This is a genomic window from Candidatus Tiamatella incendiivivens (genome assembly GCA_015522635.1).
Lineage (GTDB): Archaea > Thermoproteota > Thermoprotei_A > Sulfolobales > Acidilobaceae > Tiamatella > Tiamatella incendiivivens.
On the sequence record WALW01000027.1, the window covers coordinates 17,022 to 31,867 of the forward strand.

Annotated in this window: 17 protein-coding genes and 1 tRNA gene; 14 read left to right on the top strand and 4 right to left on the bottom strand. The window is 40.5% G+C overall.

Annotated features, from left to right (window positions below):
- Nucleotides 1-3: 3 nt before the first annotated feature.
- Nucleotides 4-1,626 (bottom strand): CTP synthase, encoded by a 1,623-nt coding sequence (locus F7B60_06725; protein ID MCE4615204.1) that lies wholly within the window; start codon nt 1,624-1,626, stop codon nt 4-6.
- A 93-nt stretch (nt 1,627-1,719) separates the two neighbouring features.
- A complete protein-coding gene (locus tag F7B60_06730) occupies nt 1,720-2,040 on the bottom strand; it encodes a hypothetical protein (GenBank protein MCE4615205.1) in 321 nt (106 codons plus the stop codon).
- Nucleotides 2,041-2,113: 73 nt separating this feature from the next.
- On the opposite strand from F7B60_06730, the gene F7B60_06735 reads away from it, so the two are divergent.
- The 14 genes from F7B60_06735 to F7B60_06800 all read left to right on the top strand — a co-directional run bounded on the left by F7B60_06735 (nt 2,114) and on the right by F7B60_06800 (nt 13,966).
- Entirely contained in the window at nt 2,114-4,117 is a 2,004-nt protein-coding gene (locus F7B60_06735) for an NFACT family protein (protein MCE4615206.1), read from the top strand.
- A 58-nt stretch (nt 4,118-4,175) separates the two neighbouring features.
- The gene (locus F7B60_06740) at nt 4,176-4,640 is read left to right on the top strand and encodes a CBS domain-containing protein (GenBank protein ID MCE4615207.1); all 465 of its coding nucleotides are present in this window, start codon (nt 4,176-4,178) and stop codon (nt 4,638-4,640) included.
- Nucleotides 4,641-4,708: 68 nt separating this feature from the next.
- Entirely contained in the window at nt 4,709-5,554 is an 846-nt protein-coding gene (locus F7B60_06745; GenBank protein MCE4615208.1) for a CBS domain-containing protein, read from the top strand.
- A gap of 25 nt (nt 5,555-5,579) precedes the next feature.
- Nucleotides 5,580-6,086 carry a Mut7-C RNAse domain-containing protein gene (locus tag F7B60_06750; protein MCE4615209.1) on the top strand — a complete coding sequence of 169 codons (507 nt, stop codon included), beginning with the start codon at nt 5,580-5,582 and terminating at the stop codon, nt 6,084-6,086.
- 22 nt (nt 6,087-6,108) lie between these two features.
- Nucleotides 6,109-6,774, top strand: a complete 666-nt coding sequence (locus F7B60_06755) for a TIGR00296 family protein (GenBank protein MCE4615210.1) — start codon at nt 6,109-6,111, stop codon at nt 6,772-6,774.
- Nucleotides 6,775-6,829: 55 nt separating this feature from the next.
- Nucleotides 6,830-7,006, top strand: coding sequence for a protein translocase SEC61 complex subunit gamma (locus F7B60_06760; GenBank protein ID MCE4615211.1), 177 nt, complete (start codon nt 6,830-6,832; stop codon nt 7,004-7,006).
- A 71-nt stretch (nt 7,007-7,077) separates the two neighbouring features.
- Entirely contained in the window at nt 7,078-7,545 is a 468-nt protein-coding gene (locus F7B60_06765; protein MCE4615212.1) for a transcription elongation factor Spt5, read from the top strand.
- A 2-nt stretch (nt 7,546-7,547) separates the two neighbouring features.
- Nucleotides 7,548-8,069, top strand: coding sequence for a 50S ribosomal protein L11 (locus F7B60_06770; protein ID MCE4615213.1), 522 nt, complete (start codon nt 7,548-7,550; stop codon nt 8,067-8,069).
- A gap of 78 nt (nt 8,070-8,147) precedes the next feature.
- Nucleotides 8,148-8,777: a 50S ribosomal protein L1 gene (locus F7B60_06775; GenBank protein MCE4615214.1), complete on the top strand. Its 630-nt coding sequence runs from the start codon at nt 8,148-8,150 to the stop codon at nt 8,775-8,777.
- Between the two features lie 4 nt (nt 8,778-8,781).
- Entirely contained in the window at nt 8,782-9,819 is a 1,038-nt protein-coding gene (locus F7B60_06780; GenBank protein MCE4615215.1) for a 50S ribosomal protein L10, read from the top strand.
- Nucleotides 9,820-9,891: 72 nt separating this feature from the next.
- A complete protein-coding gene (gene rpl12p, locus F7B60_06785) occupies nt 9,892-10,218 on the top strand; it encodes a 50S ribosomal protein P1 (GenBank protein MCE4615216.1) in 327 nt (108 codons plus the stop codon).
- Nucleotides 10,219-10,339: 121 nt separating this feature from the next.
- The gene (gene alaS / locus F7B60_06790) at nt 10,340-13,078 is read left to right on the top strand and encodes an alanine--tRNA ligase (GenBank protein ID MCE4615217.1); all 2,739 of its coding nucleotides are present in this window, start codon (nt 10,340-10,342) and stop codon (nt 13,076-13,078) included.
- A gap of 59 nt (nt 13,079-13,137) precedes the next feature.
- Nucleotides 13,138-13,755: a DUF5616 domain-containing protein gene (locus F7B60_06795; GenBank protein MCE4615218.1), complete on the top strand. Its 618-nt coding sequence runs from the start codon at nt 13,138-13,140 to the stop codon at nt 13,753-13,755.
- Nucleotides 13,756-13,852: 97 nt separating this feature from the next.
- Nucleotides 13,853-13,966: transfer RNA gene (locus F7B60_06800), tRNA-Arg, on the top strand.
- Nucleotides 13,967-13,974: 8 nt separating this feature from the next.
- Here the strand turns inward: F7B60_06800 and F7B60_06805 are convergent.
- Both F7B60_06805 and F7B60_06810 read right to left on the bottom strand, forming a co-directional pair.
- Entirely contained in the window at nt 13,975-14,427 is a 453-nt protein-coding gene (locus F7B60_06805) for a DUF2153 domain-containing protein (protein ID MCE4615219.1), read from the bottom strand.
- 16 nt (nt 14,428-14,443) lie between these two features.
- Nucleotides 14,444-14,833 carry a hypothetical protein gene (locus F7B60_06810; GenBank protein MCE4615220.1) on the bottom strand — a complete coding sequence of 130 codons (390 nt, stop codon included), beginning with the start codon at nt 14,831-14,833 and terminating at the stop codon, nt 14,444-14,446.
- Nucleotides 14,834-14,846: the final 13 nt, after the last annotated feature.

Below are 14,846 nucleotides of genomic sequence, written 5' to 3' on the forward strand. Positions count from 1 at the left end.
ACCTCAACTATACTCTTTTAGAAACTTAACAGCCCCAATAAAGGATTTGAAAGGCGGACTAGGATCCAGTGGTCTGCTCTTAAACTCCGGGTGCGGCTGGTATGCTATAAAATAGGGATGCATACTCTTTTTTAATTCTATTATTTCAACTCTATTCTCATCATCCATACTAACAGCTGAAACTCGAAGTCCTACTGCCTCTAATTTGTCAATATAGTCCGGGTTTACCTCGTACCTATGCCTGTGTCTCTCGTAGACTATGTGGTTTTGATAAACTTCATATGCCATTGTATTAGGCAGTATCTTTACAGGTAATGCACCAAGCCTCATAGTACCTCCAAGTCTTTTAAGTTTAGATTGTTCCTCCTGAAGTACTATCACTGGGTGGGGAGTATTTGGATCCGCCTCCGTCGTATTAGCCCCCTTGAGCCCGGCCAAATGTCGTGCTATCTCAACAACACTTAGTTGCATGCCTAGACATATACCGATCAAAGGTTTCTCTGCTTCTCTAGTTACCTTTATTGCTTCTATCTTACCCTCAAATCCTCTTTTACCAAAACCTGGAAGGATAACTACTCCATCCCCCATTAATATCTGATTAGCGTCGAGAGCACCACGTTCTATATCTGTTGCTTCAAACCATTCTAACTCTAGTCTCACTCTATGAAAAGCTGCGGCATGTTTTAACGCTTCTACTATGCTTATATAGCTATCTTTAAGCTTAACATATTTACCTACCATTGAAACTTTAAGAGTTTCTAAGCCGTCCTCTATCCTGTCAACAAAGTCGATCCACTCGGAAAGATTAACTCTATCGTTTTCATCTAGCGATAGTTTTCTGAGAACAAGCCTCGTTAGCCTCTGTTCTTCAAGAATAAGGGGGACCCTGTATATTGTTGAAACATCATAACTGTTTATCACTGCCTCAAGGGGGACGCTACCATAAAGCGATATTTTTCTCTTTGCAGCTAAATCAAGAGGTGTGTGAGATCTTGCTACTATTATATCAGGCTGTATTCCTATTCTCCTTAGTTCTTGAACGCTGTGTTGAATAGGTTTAGTCTTCTGTTCCCCTGTAGTATGCAAATACGGGGATAATGCGACATGTATATATACCCGGTTTGATTCACCCATCTCTAAACCCATTTGCCTTATGGCTTCTAAGAATGGAAGGCCCTCAATATCTCCCACTGTACCACCTATTTCTACTATTGTGATATCTGAACCCGTACCTCTCGATACTGCTCTTATATGCTCTTTTATAACATCTGTTACATGAGGTATTACTTGTACTGTTTGGCCTAGATAGTCTCCTCTTCTTTCTTTCTCAATCACCTCCATGTAAATTTTTCCCGTAGTTATGTTATTCTTTTTTGAAAGATTTACACCCAGGAAACGCTCGTAATGACCAAGGTCTAGATCCGTTTCTCCTCCATCTTCTGTTACATATACCTCTCCATGCATATAGGGATTCATTGTGCCTGCATCAACGTTTATGTATGGATCTATTTTGATTATAGTTACGCTATACCCTCTTTTCTGGAGGAGCATGCCTAGTGAAGCTGATGTTATACCTTTTCCAACACTGGATAGCACTCCACCAGTCACAAATACATATTTCTCCACAGCAAATCCACCATTGCCCCATCAAGTGGGGCACGCCCAAGAGAATGTGCCTCGTATTTGTGATATAACAAGGACCTGAAAAATGTTTCCAATTCACCTTAAAGCTACCCAGAGCTGATATAGCGAGGACCATGTTACGTATAAAAGGGGGTAATATGTAAAGCCACCTATTATTAATGCTCTAATTAAATCTCTCCAACCAACTCCTACAATGTTCTTTTTAAGCAATGGAATAATAGCCAAGAATAGCACAGTTGCCCCAGCAAAGGATAGCTCGAATCCCCATATACTTCCCTGGAAATATTTCGCTCCACTATAAAGTTGCTCTAGAAAGAATAGGAATCCCATAATTACGCCTGCAATACTATACAGCTTAAATGCTCTATCACTTAAAGGCGTCTCAAGCATTGACATAGTACTTGCACCGCCCAGCTATTGACATGATTATATTTGCGGGGTAAATAGTATTCTCCAATAGGTGTCTGGATTGGCTAAAGATACGATGTCAGTAATCGATGTAGCAGCATGGGTTAGTACTACAGGTAAAAACATTGTTGAGACATCAAGACTTGTAAATATTTACAAAATCGATAAACTGTTCTTATTTAAGCTACACACCAAAATAGCTGGTCGTGAAATCCTTGTAATAGAACCTGGAAGGCGTATACATTTCTCCAAGAGCACCTCCACCCCTAAAGAGTTCAAGCAAGACAGCGTACTTACAGCACTTAGGAAGTATACCAGAGGAGGAATTGTTAGGAATATTCAACAACTAAACAACGATAGAATAGTTACCCTAAACATAAAGGATCATAAGATTATTGTCGAATTAATGAAGAAAGGTATACTGGCACTACTTGACAAAGAATCCAAAATCATAGTGGCGACTGAATATAGAAGAATGAAGGACAGAAGGATAAAGCCTAAGGAATTATACATAATGCCGCCCAACAAAAATCCGCAGATTACCTTGTTATCAACGGAAGAGCTCAAAGGTCATTTAATAAAGGGTCAAGATCTTGTAAGAGGACTTGTAAGAGGACTAGGCCTACCCGGTGAATTCGCCGAAGAAACCGTTCATCGCGTTGGACTCGATAAAAACATGAAACCGTCTGAACTAGATAGTAGTCAAATCGAATTATTACAAGCCGGACTAAAAGAAATATATGAGGAAGCAATTCAAGGTAGGGGTTATGTGGTATATGAAAATGAAACCCCTATTCTTGCTGTTAGCTTTAAACCGACACTGTACCTGGAGCGTGACTTGAAAGTAGAGTACTATAACACACTAGATGATGCTCTTGATGTTCTATATAGCAAAAGATTGAGAGAGCCTAAAGGGTTAGAGAAGATAATGAAGGAAGAAACTGGCAGGGTTCTAGCGAGCATTGAAAAGCACAGAAAGTTAGTCGAAGAATACACTTCTAAATCAGCTGAACTTAGGGAACAAGCAATATTTATGTCCCAATATTATGCAGAGTTCGAAAAAATCCTTGGATACATAAAAAAGCTAAAGGAAGAAGAAGGCTGGGATGCTATAAGAAAACTTGGCTGGGTTGCTTCAGTAGATCCCTCTACTGGAAATATCATAGTATTAATTAAAGATAGAAACATTAAACTTAACATTCAAAAGAAATTGGATGACATTTTAAATGATATGTATAAACTTGCAGGTGAGTTAGAAGGAAAAGCTAGACGGGCTCAGAAATCTCTCCAGGACTTGGAGAAAATGTTAACCGATGCAAAAAAGAGGGCTGTTAGGAGGTTTTTACGGGGTTTTTACAGGAACAGGAGGAGAGCATGGTATGAAAAGTATATTTGGAGTATAACTAGAAACGGCTTCCTAGTTATAGCCGGTAAAAATGCCGATCAAAACGAGAGTATTGTAAAGAGATACCTTGAGGATAATGATGTTTTCTTACATGCTGAAATACACGGAGCACCAGCCACTATAATGAAAACTGGGGGAAAGGAACCAACTGAAAATGATATATGGGATGCATCAATTCTAGCTGCATCCTACAGCAGGGCATGGAAGGCTGGTGCAGGATATGTTAATGTTTTTTGGGTAAAGGGTTCGCAGGTGTCTAAGTCTCCTCCAGCAGGAGAATACATCTCAAAAGGAGCCTTCATGATATATGGAAAGAAAAACTATGTGCGAGGAGTCAGGCTAACTCTTGCATTTGGTTTGGAGCCTGTGGAGGACTGTTTTCTTAGGGTTTTAATAGGAAGCGAAGAGGCCGTATCAAGGAAATCATGGTTATACGTTACTATAGTCCCAGGCGATAATCCTATGGATGAATTCCCAGAGGTTTTTAAGCGGAATACTTCCAAGCTTGTAGGTAATGATTGTTTGGTCATTGAATCCTATCCTAGCGAAGAATTAACAGAGAGATTACCAGGTAGATTTAGAAAGATAAATGCATCACTAGGGAAAAAGGAGTATAGGCCGCCTTTTCAAAATAAAGCTCTCACCGATTTGTATATGTAAATTTAATCTATTAGCCACACTAATATTATAACTACATGGTGAGGCAAGTTTGAGCTATATGGAGGAAGAACCTATAGGAGACGAGGAAATTCTACTAGTAAAAGACGTAATGAGCACTCCACCTATTACAGTTTCCCTTGATACTACTGCGAAAGAAATAGCAAGAATAATGAGTGTAAGGGGCATAGGTAGTGTTATTGTTATAGACGGGAAAGGGGAGATAGCTGGAATTATCACTGAAACTGATTTGATTAAGAGAGTACTCGCGCCTGGACTTAAGCCTGACGAAACGAAAGCTGAAGACATAATGACTAGGAAAGTGGTAAAAACTTATGCGAGTGATAAGCTAAGCGATGCAGTTTATAGAATGAAAGATTATGGTATTGGCCATTTACCAGTAGTAGATATAAAAACCAGAAAATTAGTTGGTTTGATATCTAAAACTGATGTGGCATTATTGTCCCCTATGTTCATGGAGCTTCTTTATATTTCAACGGGGAGAAAAATAAGGGAAGCGGGTTAAGGCTGTTTAATTTATATGCATAGTTCTTTTTACTAGATTCTATAGAGTAGGTTTTAGAGGTGAAGCCTTTGAATCTAGATAACATTCCAATTAAGGATTTTTCGAGGACTGCTTGTGTGCTATCCAAAGATGAATCACTGAGTGAAGCACTCAGAGCTATGAAGAAATGTAAAAGTGACAGAATCATACTTAAATCAAAAACAGAAGATATAGCTGGAATAGCAACTAAGTTTGATATAACAATGAAACTAGCTACAGAACGAACCAGGAGGACTGAACCATCATCTTGGAGAATCTCAGGTTTTATGAGTTACCCTGTTCTTACAATAGGTCAAAATAAAAGTGTGCGCGTAGCTGTCGAGATCATGTGGAAGAACAAGTTTTCGAGTTTGCCTATACTGGATAGCGACGTGCAAATATTTGATAAATTCAGCATAGCAGAGTTATTGGTTGACAATAAAACCAATGTACTTGAAATATCAAGGACGCCGCCAATAACACTAAGATTAAGCGATAGAATCCTACATGCAAGAATGAAAATAGCTGAAAGCAATATTAGCTTCCTACCTGCGATAGGCGATGATGGAGATTTTAGGGGAGTTATTGGAATAGATGAAATCCTCGATATTCTAACGGAATACTATGAAACTTCGAGAAAGACCCCCAAGCATCTTACTGAAATTTCATACCTGGTAGTAGGTGACGCAATAAAACAGAGGCCTCCTACAGTGGGAGCAGGGGATGCTGTAGGTGAAGCGGCAAGTTTAATGCTAAAAAACGGATATCGGGGAGTTGTGGTGTTAGATAACTCTGGAAAACCTGTTGGGTTAATAACAGGTCAAGAGTTAATAGGATATCTAAGGAGAATGGGGGGAAATCTTATTCCACCTAACTCTATTAACCGACGAGTTTAACTCCAAGATCATGGAGTAGGGAAAATTGCCTGCATCATGTAACAAGAATGCCAAGTTTATTATAGATAGAATGCATGGAGATTTAGCCAGATGGCTTAGAATCCTAGGTTACGATACCCTGTATAGCCCGAATTTATCAGACTATAGGATAATTCAAATTGCCAGAAGAACCGGGAGGATTATTGTCACAAGGGACAGAGGCCTTGTAGCGTGGGCAAGGAGAAAAAAGCTAAAAGCTTATATTATTGCAGGAATCGAGCCCGAAGAGAAGTTAAGTGAAATAGCGAAATACACTCATATTTGCCTAGACTTTGACTGGAACAGGACAAGGTGCCCTTTATGCAACAACATGCTAGTTAGAATACCGAAAAATGAAGTAAAAGGTAAGGTCCCCCCTAAGGTCTATGAAGAGCACGAAGAATTCTGGTATTGTAATAGGTGCAATAAAATATATTGGATTGGGTCTCACTGGAAGGATATCCTTTCACGGCTCGAAAAAGCGAAAAGCCTTACATCAAGGGGAAGCAAATAATATTTTGGTAGGGGTGGATTGTATGGAAGCTAGACCTGTAGGCCCAGAGGAGCTCTCTTTCGATGAAGGCGTGTTTCTAGTGAAACTTGCCAGAAGAACTGTGGAGAAGTACCTTGGAGTAACTAGTGAAGCCTATTCTGAACTTCCAAACGAGAAATTTGGAAGACCTGGTGCTGCTTTTGTTACAATTGAAACCTACAACAATGAGTCTAGAAGTTTAAGAGGATGTATAGGCTACATAAAGCCAGTAAAGCCGCTATATCTCACGGTGAAAGAAGTAGCATTACAAGCAGCATTTAATGACCCTAGGTTCCCTCCTATGAGAAAGGATGAAATCAACAATATAACCTTCGAAGTATCTGTGCTAAGTGAAATGGAAAAGGCGCCCTCGGATCGAGAGAATAGGAAGAAGTTTGTGAAGATAGGGAGAGACGGGTTACTTGTCGGTTACGGACTAATTTCCGGTTTACTTCTTCCACAGGTACCAGTTGAATACGGTTGGAGCATTGAAGAATTCCTGTCAGAGACCTGTGTTAAGGCTGGATTGCCTTGGGATTGCTGGTTCAACCCAAGAGTAGATGTATACAGGTTTCGAGCCCGCATATGGAGAGAGGTGAAACCGAAAGGAAGAATAGAAGAGCGAGACCTTCATCAAGAGTGGCTAGAGAAAACAAGTTATCGGGCTTAAATTCTTAAAGTTTATGGATACAGGTTATGTAATTCAGGCAAGGGAGGGAAATGAGATGTCTTTATGGGTAAAACTAAAGGAAATGGTTGGCATGTGGAAAACGATATTCCTACTAGCTAAGAAGCCTGATGATGAGGAATTCAAGCTTATATCAAAGCTAACTTTCTTAGGTTTCGGCCTAGTAGGTGGTATAGCTTATATTATACATCTAATATTCGTTATAATGTCCTAGCCCCAACCTTCGTTTCATCCAATACTATTTAAATGATGAGAAGGAACCTCAATCTTTCCAGGTGTAAGCTGGTGAGCGAGCAGGAGAAACCTATTAGAAGACAGTTTTACGGGATCAGTGTTACTGCTGGAAGAGAAATAGCTGTGGCTCTCATCATAAAACAAAGGGTGACAACCATGGAATTACCCGTATACTCGATCATTGTCCCAGACAGAATAAGAGGTATGATTATCCTCGAAGTAGAAGGATTGCATGCACTATATCAAGCAACGCTAGGCGTCAAACACGTCAAGAGACGGAGGCCTGTGCTAATCAAGGAAAATGAAATTGAGCAATTCGTGGTAGTTAGACCTGTTACAGTACACCTAAAACCTGGTGACATAGTTACTATAATACGTGGACCGTTAAGAGGAGTTAAAGGCAAGGTTATTAATGTAAATGAAAAAAAAGAGGAGGTTGAGTTAAGCATATTAGAAACTGATTTCCGTATGACTACGACAGTGCCTCTAGATGATGTGAGGCCTGCCGAGGGTGAGTAAACATGAGTAGTGGAAGAGAGAAAGTATTAACGTTTCTTGTGGAAGGAGGAAAAGCTAGACCTGGCCCCCCGTTAGGTCCTACACTCTCCTCTGCAGGGTTAAATGTAGGAAAAGTTATCCAAGAGATAAACGAGAAAACTAAATCCTACGAAGGATTAACAGTTCCTGTGAAAATCATAGTGGATCCGTCAACAAAGAAATATAGAATAGAAGTAGGTATACCTACTACAACAGCCTTACTGCTCTTAGCTGTAGGAGCAAAGGAGCCTAGTGGTGATCCTATGCACCAGAAGATAGGTGATCTTCCTATTGAGAAGATTGTTGAAATAACATTACAGAAGAAACCTCAGTTACTTGCAAAAACATTGAAGCGAGCAGTCGAGACTGTTCTTGGATCAGCGAGAAGCATAGGAATAACTGTTGATGGGAAAGACGCTAAAGAGGTCAGTAAAGAGGTTGATGAAGGGAAATACGATGCGCTTCTAGCTAAATATGAAGAAGAATGGGTGGAGGAAGAGGATTAATAAACCCCTTTCACAGAGCTTCTAATTACTCCCTAACAATGTGGGGAGGAGGCTAATAGGCCGTTAGAGGTGTGAAATATGCCTCTGGACATGGATACGGTTAAGAAGAAAGTTGAAATAGCATTAAAACTAGGTAAAAAAAGAAACTTCCTCGAGTCGGTCGATGCCACAATAGTGCTTAAAGGAATAGACCTAAAAAGTCCTGAAGCTAGGATAAGGGAAATAGTATACCTACCTAACAAACCCAACAAAGATGTAAAAATTTGTATTGTTGCAGAAGGAGATTTAGCATTAAAGGCAAAGCAATTAGGCTTAGATGTATACAGTAGACAGGATTTGCAGGGGATAGAGAAAAAAGAAGCAAAACTGATCGCTCAGAGATGTAACTGGGTTTTAGTACAAGTACAGTTGATGGGTTTAGCAGGAAGGTTTTTGGGACCAGCCCTTGGACCTAGGGGGAAAGTCCCAACACCGTTGCCACCAAATGCCAACCTAGAGGACTATATTGACAGATACAAAAAAGCGGCTATGGTTAGGATAAAGGGGCAACCCCAAATAAGTTTAAGGATAGGGACAGCCGATATGAATCCAGATAAACTAGCCGAGAATCTCCATGCAGTATATAATATAGTCGAACAAAAACTAGGACCTCAATCCATAGCTAAGGTAATTGTTAAAAAGACCATGGGAATACCTGTGGAGGTGTAATAGGATGAGCCAGGTAGTCATTAAGAGAGGTAGACTGGAGGTTCCTGAATGGAAGAAGAAAGCTGTAGGAGAACTAGCTACTGAGATTAAGAAATATAAAGTAATTGGAGTAGGATCGCTTGAGAGGCTGCCAACTGCTCAGTTCCAGCAAATTAGGAAGAAACTTAGGAATAAAGTGCTGTTTAAGGTAGTTAAGACGAGTATAGCGGTTAGAGCTTTAGAGAGAGCTGGAATAGATCTAGAGAAGCTGCAACATTATGTAACAGGTAGCTTGATGGTTGTACTTACTGATATGAACCCCTTCGAACTAGCTAAGACTCTTGACGAATTAAAAGTCCCGGTCCCAGCAAAGCCTGGTCAAGTGGCTGAAAGCGATATAATTGTTCCAGCAGGAGATACTGGTATAAAACCTGGACCGCAACTGAGTACCTTCAGCAAACTAAAGATACCTTACCAGATCAAAGGAGGTAGTGTTTGGATCAGTAAAGATACTGTGGTTGCAAGGAAAGGCAGTGTAATTAGCAGTGATCTAGCAGGGTTCCTCCAAAAAATGGGTATACTTCCATTTGAGGTAAGCGTAAAACTAAGAGCAGTCTATGACGGGGGAATCGTGATTCCCGGCGATAGATTAAAGCTTGATTTAGAACAGACTACAAGTGAATTGCTAAAGGCTGTTAGATCCGGATTAGAAGTCGGTAGCGAAATAGTATATCCTGCCAAGGAGGTTATCGAATTAACTCTTACCAAGGCTTATAGAAGAGCAGTCGCTATCGCCTCTGAAGCTGGATACCTGACACCGGAAACTGCAGAACAAGTATTCAGATCAGCTATAATGAAAGCAAATGCTATCATCGCGAGTTTTAGTGAAGATATAGCTAAGGAAGTTGGTGTTGAACCTATAGCGGCGGCACCCGTAGCAGCTGCAACAGCACCAGCAAAGGAAGAGAAGAAGGAAGAGGAAAAGAAGGAAGAAAAAGAAGAGGAAGAAGAAGAACTATCCGAGGAAGACCTCGCAGCAGGCCTCGGAGCACTATTCGGATAATGAATCTTTTTAACCCTCTTATACATTAAACCCAGCTTAGGATTCACTGCATGATGTGTGGAGGTGTCTGATATGGAATATATATATGCGGCTCTGGTTCTCCATTATGCAGGTAAGGAGATCACAGAGGAAAATGTGAAGAAAATACTTGAGGCTGCAGGTGTTGAAGTAGACGATGTAAGAGTGAAAGCCCTAGTAGCTGGTCTTAAGTCGATAGATATTGAAGAAGTTATAAAGAACGCTATGGCCTCTCCTATAGCGGCGGCACCCGTAGCAGCTGCAACAGCACCAGCAAAGGAAGAGAAGAAGGAAGAGGAAAAGGAGGAAGAAAAAGAAGAGGAAGAAGAAGAACTATCCGAGGAAGACCTCGCAGCAGGCCTCGGAGCACTATTCGGATAAACTCTGCCTCTTCTGTTTTTGCAATATTCATCCTTACTCATTCAAAGAATATCTATCCATTCGTCTCTGATGTTCTATTATATTCTCAAGATGCCTCCATTAATTCACTTGGGGATGAGTTTTGGAGGGTGAAGCAAGCGAGAAGGAATACGCGTTGAAGTTCTTCAAAGACAATGGGTTCAAACGCTACAAATGTAAAGTTGGGAAAGAGTATTTTTGGTCCTTAGGAGAACATGAAACATGCCAAGATGCTCCATGTACTGAATATTGGTTTGACAAAATACCTTCTATCAGAAGGCTTAGTGTTAAGGAAGCTAGAGAACTCTTTCTAGGGTTCTTCGAAAGAAACAGTCACACAAGGCTTGAGCCGAGGCCAGTTGTTGCTAGATGGAGAGACGATCTCTTCCTTACAATTGCTTCTATAGTTGTTTTCCAACCTCATGTTACTGGAGGCCTAGTTCCTCCTCCTGCCAATCCGTTAGTAATTTCACAACCCTCTATCAGGCTTGAAGATATAGATAATGTAGGCTTGACTATCGGTAGGCATTTGACTAGCTTTGAAATGGCTGCACACCATGCTTTCAACTATCCTGACAAGATGATATACTGGAAGGAAAAAACTGTCGAGTATGCTTACCAGTTCTTCACTGAAGAAATGAGAATACCTAGAGAATTAATCACTTTCAAAGAATCCTGGTGGGAAGGTGGAGGGAACGCTGGACCGTCATTCGAGGTCGCCGTAGGCGGATTGGAGCTAGCGACACTAGTGTTCATGAAATATAAAATAACAGACAAAGGATACGAAGAAATACCGATTAAAATAGTTGACACAGGATATGGAGTAGAAAGATTATCTTGGTTTACCGCGAAAACACCCACCGCCTTCCATGCTATTTACGGCGAGCTACTAGCAAAATTCAGGAACAATCTAGCAATAGAAGAACCAGATGAGTCTATATTATGGAAAGCCTATAAAGCAGCGGGGAGACTGGATCCTGAGAACCCTCAAAGCATTAAACAGTATTTCAAGCGGATTTCGAAGGAGACTGGACTTAGTATTGAGCATATTAAAGAGAACTTAGATAGAGAAAGAGCCCTATATAGCATCTTAGATCACACGAAGACGATTGTATTAATGCTTGGAGATGGAATTGTACCAAGTAACACTGGAGAGGGTTACTTAGCTAGACTTGTCGTTAGACGTGCCCTTAGGCAATTATGGAAAATAAAAGCAGAGAATTCTCTGCAAGAACTCATTGAAATGCAGATAGATTACTGGAAAAACAGTTTCCCTCGATTAATAGGGTCGAGAGACTATATACTCGATGCTGTGGCTTATGAAGAAAATAAATATAGAGAGACACTAAGGAAAGGAATATCCATAGCATTAAAGATTGTCCAGAAAAGTAAGAGAATAACAATAGAAGATTTAATTAAGCTATATGAAAGCAATGGAATCCCTCCTGACTTAATAGCAGAAGAAGCAAAGAAGAATAACCTAGAAATAGATGTTCCAGAAAACTTTTACAGCATAGTCGCATCTAGACATGAGTCACAAACCAAACTAGGAAAGAAATCCGGAGAAGATAAAGGGCAACTACCTGGTAACATAATAGATTGGGCTTCACAATTTCCTGCAACAAAAAGACTCTTCCACGAAGACTCCTATCGAAGAGAATTTTATGGAAAACCAATAGGATACAACGGAGTATACCTCATACTAGACCAAACCGCCTTTTATCCTATCGGAGGAGGCCAAGACTATGATACAGGTACCATAACTACGGAATCGGGACAATACGAAGTTAAAGGAGCCTACAAAACCCGAGGAGATGTAATAATCCATGTCCTCGATAAGCCATTTAAACCTGCCAATCTCGTTCACGGCAAAATCGACTGGATCAGAAGATACAGATTAATGCGGCATCACACTGCCACTCACGTCGTGCTTGGGGCAGCTAGAAGGGTTCTAGGCAAACATGTATGGCAGGCAGGAGCTGAAAAAACCGTCGAGAAGGCACGCCTAGATATAACTCATCATAAACCGTTGAACCAAGAACAAATTAGTGAGATTGAAAGGCTGGCAAATTATATTGTTGACTGCCGAAAGAAAGTTTCAACATTCATTTTCGATAGGAATACGGCCGAAGAAAAATACGGTTTCGGGTTGTATCAAGGTGGAGTACCCAGAACACCATATATTCGTGTGGTAGACATTGACGGCTGGGATACTCAGGCATGTTTCGGAACTCACTTACAAAACACGGGAGAAATCGGTGGAATAAAAATCGTAAATGTAGAAAGACTAGCAGACGGCATTATAAGGTTAGAATATGTAGCGGGAACTAGAGTAGCAGAAAAAGCCGGTGAGTATGATAAAGTTCTCTCCAGCGTCGGCGAGTTACTCAAATCAGACAAAGAGAACCTTCCCATTAGAGTTAGAAAACTCATAGAATACGAGAGGATGCTTGAATCTAGCCTGAATAAATACCGTAAAGTATACGTGGATTTCCTTACAAGATCAGTAATTGAGATAAAAAGCGTGGAGCTACTCGTCTTTGAGCCGCTGGAAAAAGAACAAAAGGCTGTCCAGGATATTCTAAAACAGGTGACAAGTTCGAGGGAGAGACTTGTTGCTCTGGCTATACTAAATATAGGGGATTCCCATCAGATATTCATAGCTTTAAGCGGCAAGGCTGCAAGAACCATCACTGCAAAAGAGATTGCTAGGAAGCTCCTCGAATTAATCCCTGGAAAAGGTGGAGGTGGCAAAACTTTCGCGTCAATTCGGATTCAAGAACAGATGGAAAAGAGAGATCTGGAGGAAATTGTGAGGAACTTGTTAGAAAATGCAAGCTAAACAGAACAGTACCTCTCCTTCAGATTTTATTAGACAATAACTATCCGAGAATAGCCAGTATCAACCTAGTAAATGGGGTCTCCGATCAATCCTTGTTAAAAGAGTGCAAGAACATACTGTATAGATGTGTTCACAGTAAAGAATTCTCTACACTAATAAACTCGCGGAAAACGAAAGAAGTGCTTAACAGTAAACTAGCTATAGATCTACTGAATACATTATCCACTATTTACGCTATAGAAAAAGGGTACCCTGTATTAAAATGTACTGATGGATTCACGAGAGACATCCTTTCATCTCGTCTTAAAATAAGGAATCTAGAGTCTGAACTCGAGGAAATGCTACCTATTATAGGCAAAATCATAGGCATCCTAAAACCCAGTGAGGTTGTAATGATTATAGATAGACCAATACCCTGGAGCAGGAGACTAGCACAAAAGATAGAAGGGTTCAACTGGACATCTCCAGTTAAAGTTATGGTCGGGAAATGCGATAGTCTACTAATAAAACTTGGGGTAAAGGACTACTATATAGCCTCTAGTGACGTGATCGTCTTACAATCCATAAAAAAGGCGATAGACTTACCAGAACTTTATGTAAAGATATTCAAGGATGGCCTAGCTGCTACTTGTGATTTAGAGAAGATGACTCCAAGGTGGATGGGAGAAATATGCTAAATATCCTCTCTCCAATACCAACCTAAATGATAATATAGTAAATTCAGTGGGAATCGATTTATAAGCCCAAACTATTCTAAATATTCAATCCCCGGATGGGCCCGTGGCCTAGCCAGGATAGGGCGCCGGCCTTCTAAGCCCTGTTCCGGAGGATCTACCTGCGTGGGGGAAACGCCGGTGGTCCGGGGTTCAAATCCCCGCGGGCCCACCATTCGCTGTCTAAATAGTATAAAGGCCTCTCTGCGAGTCTTCCTTCTCCTTCCTCTCTTGTTGCGTTGTTAGAATTATGTCCCGTAGGAGGTTGACTAGAGGATTGACGCTTCCTTTTGAAATGTTCTCTCTTATAAGCTTAGCCATATCCGAAGTATGCTTAATATCTAACTTTACAAGAGTTTTGAACGACTCATATGTCTCCCCCCAAACATAGAGGAGGTATTCCCTTGGCATTTGACTCGTTATAAAAGGATCCTGTAACCATGTATCGAATGCCTTTAGTGTTCTCATCATGTTTTGGAAGAGTGTTCTAATCGAAAGGATTAACTCTAATCTATCGAATTCTTCTACTTGATCTTTGGTCTTATCTACTATATCTATGAGTTTCTTTTGTAGCATTACCCACCGTTCAAGACTAGCTGAAAAATCTAGTGCTGATCCGGGGTCAGTGTGTTCCAAGTTCTATTCACCGTTTTCATGTTAGGCCGTTTTCCTTATAGCTTTTTATCTTATCCCACACCTCCTTCGGGATCTTATCACCATATTGTTGAAGGAATCTGCCTATAGTTTTTTCACGCTCTTTTTTTGATGCAAACATCACCGGTATACCATTAGATATAGGGTACCACATTCCACAATTAGGGCAGATGAGTATACCTAGTTTTACTTCTTTCTTTATACATTCCTCGCAAGGATACTCTTTACCTTCCTTAATTTCCTCTTTCAGATATCCGCAATAGTATGAACACAACGGTTTAGTGTTACTAATTTCTCTACCAATCTCTTCTTCCTCTATTACTATGAGGTCTAGGGGGGAATGCTTACAATTTGGGCATGCAAGTAAGTCAAGTGTCCTATAAAGCATTCAATATACACCT

Bases quoted from the DNA above. Each gene is read 5' to 3' on its own strand.
- F7B60_06730 (MCE4615205.1), bottom strand. From the start codon at position 2,040: ATGTCAATGCTTGAGACGCCTTTAAGTGATAGAGCATTTAAGCTGTAT.
- F7B60_06740 (MCE4615207.1), top strand. From the start codon at position 4,176: ATGGAGGAAGAACCTATAGGAGACGAGGAAATTCTACTAGTAAAAGAC.
- F7B60_06755 (MCE4615210.1), top strand. From the start codon at position 6,109: ATGGAAGCTAGACCTGTAGGCCCAGAGGAGCTCTCTTTCGATGAAGGC.
- F7B60_06760 (MCE4615211.1), top strand. From the start codon at position 6,830: ATGTCTTTATGGGTAAAACTAAAGGAAATGGTTGGCATGTGGAAAACG.
- F7B60_06770 (MCE4615213.1), top strand. From the start codon at position 7,548: ATGAGTAGTGGAAGAGAGAAAGTATTAACGTTTCTTGTGGAAGGAGGA.
- F7B60_06775 (MCE4615214.1), top strand. From the start codon at position 8,148: ATGCCTCTGGACATGGATACGGTTAAGAAGAAAGTTGAAATAGCATTA.
- F7B60_06780 (MCE4615215.1), top strand. From the start codon at position 8,782: ATGAGCCAGGTAGTCATTAAGAGAGGTAGACTGGAGGTTCCTGAATGG.
- rpl12p (MCE4615216.1), top strand. From the start codon at position 9,892: ATGGAATATATATATGCGGCTCTGGTTCTCCATTATGCAGGTAAGGAG.
- F7B60_06810 (MCE4615220.1), bottom strand. From the start codon at position 14,833: ATGCTTTATAGGACACTTGACTTACTTGCATGCCCAAATTGTAAGCAT.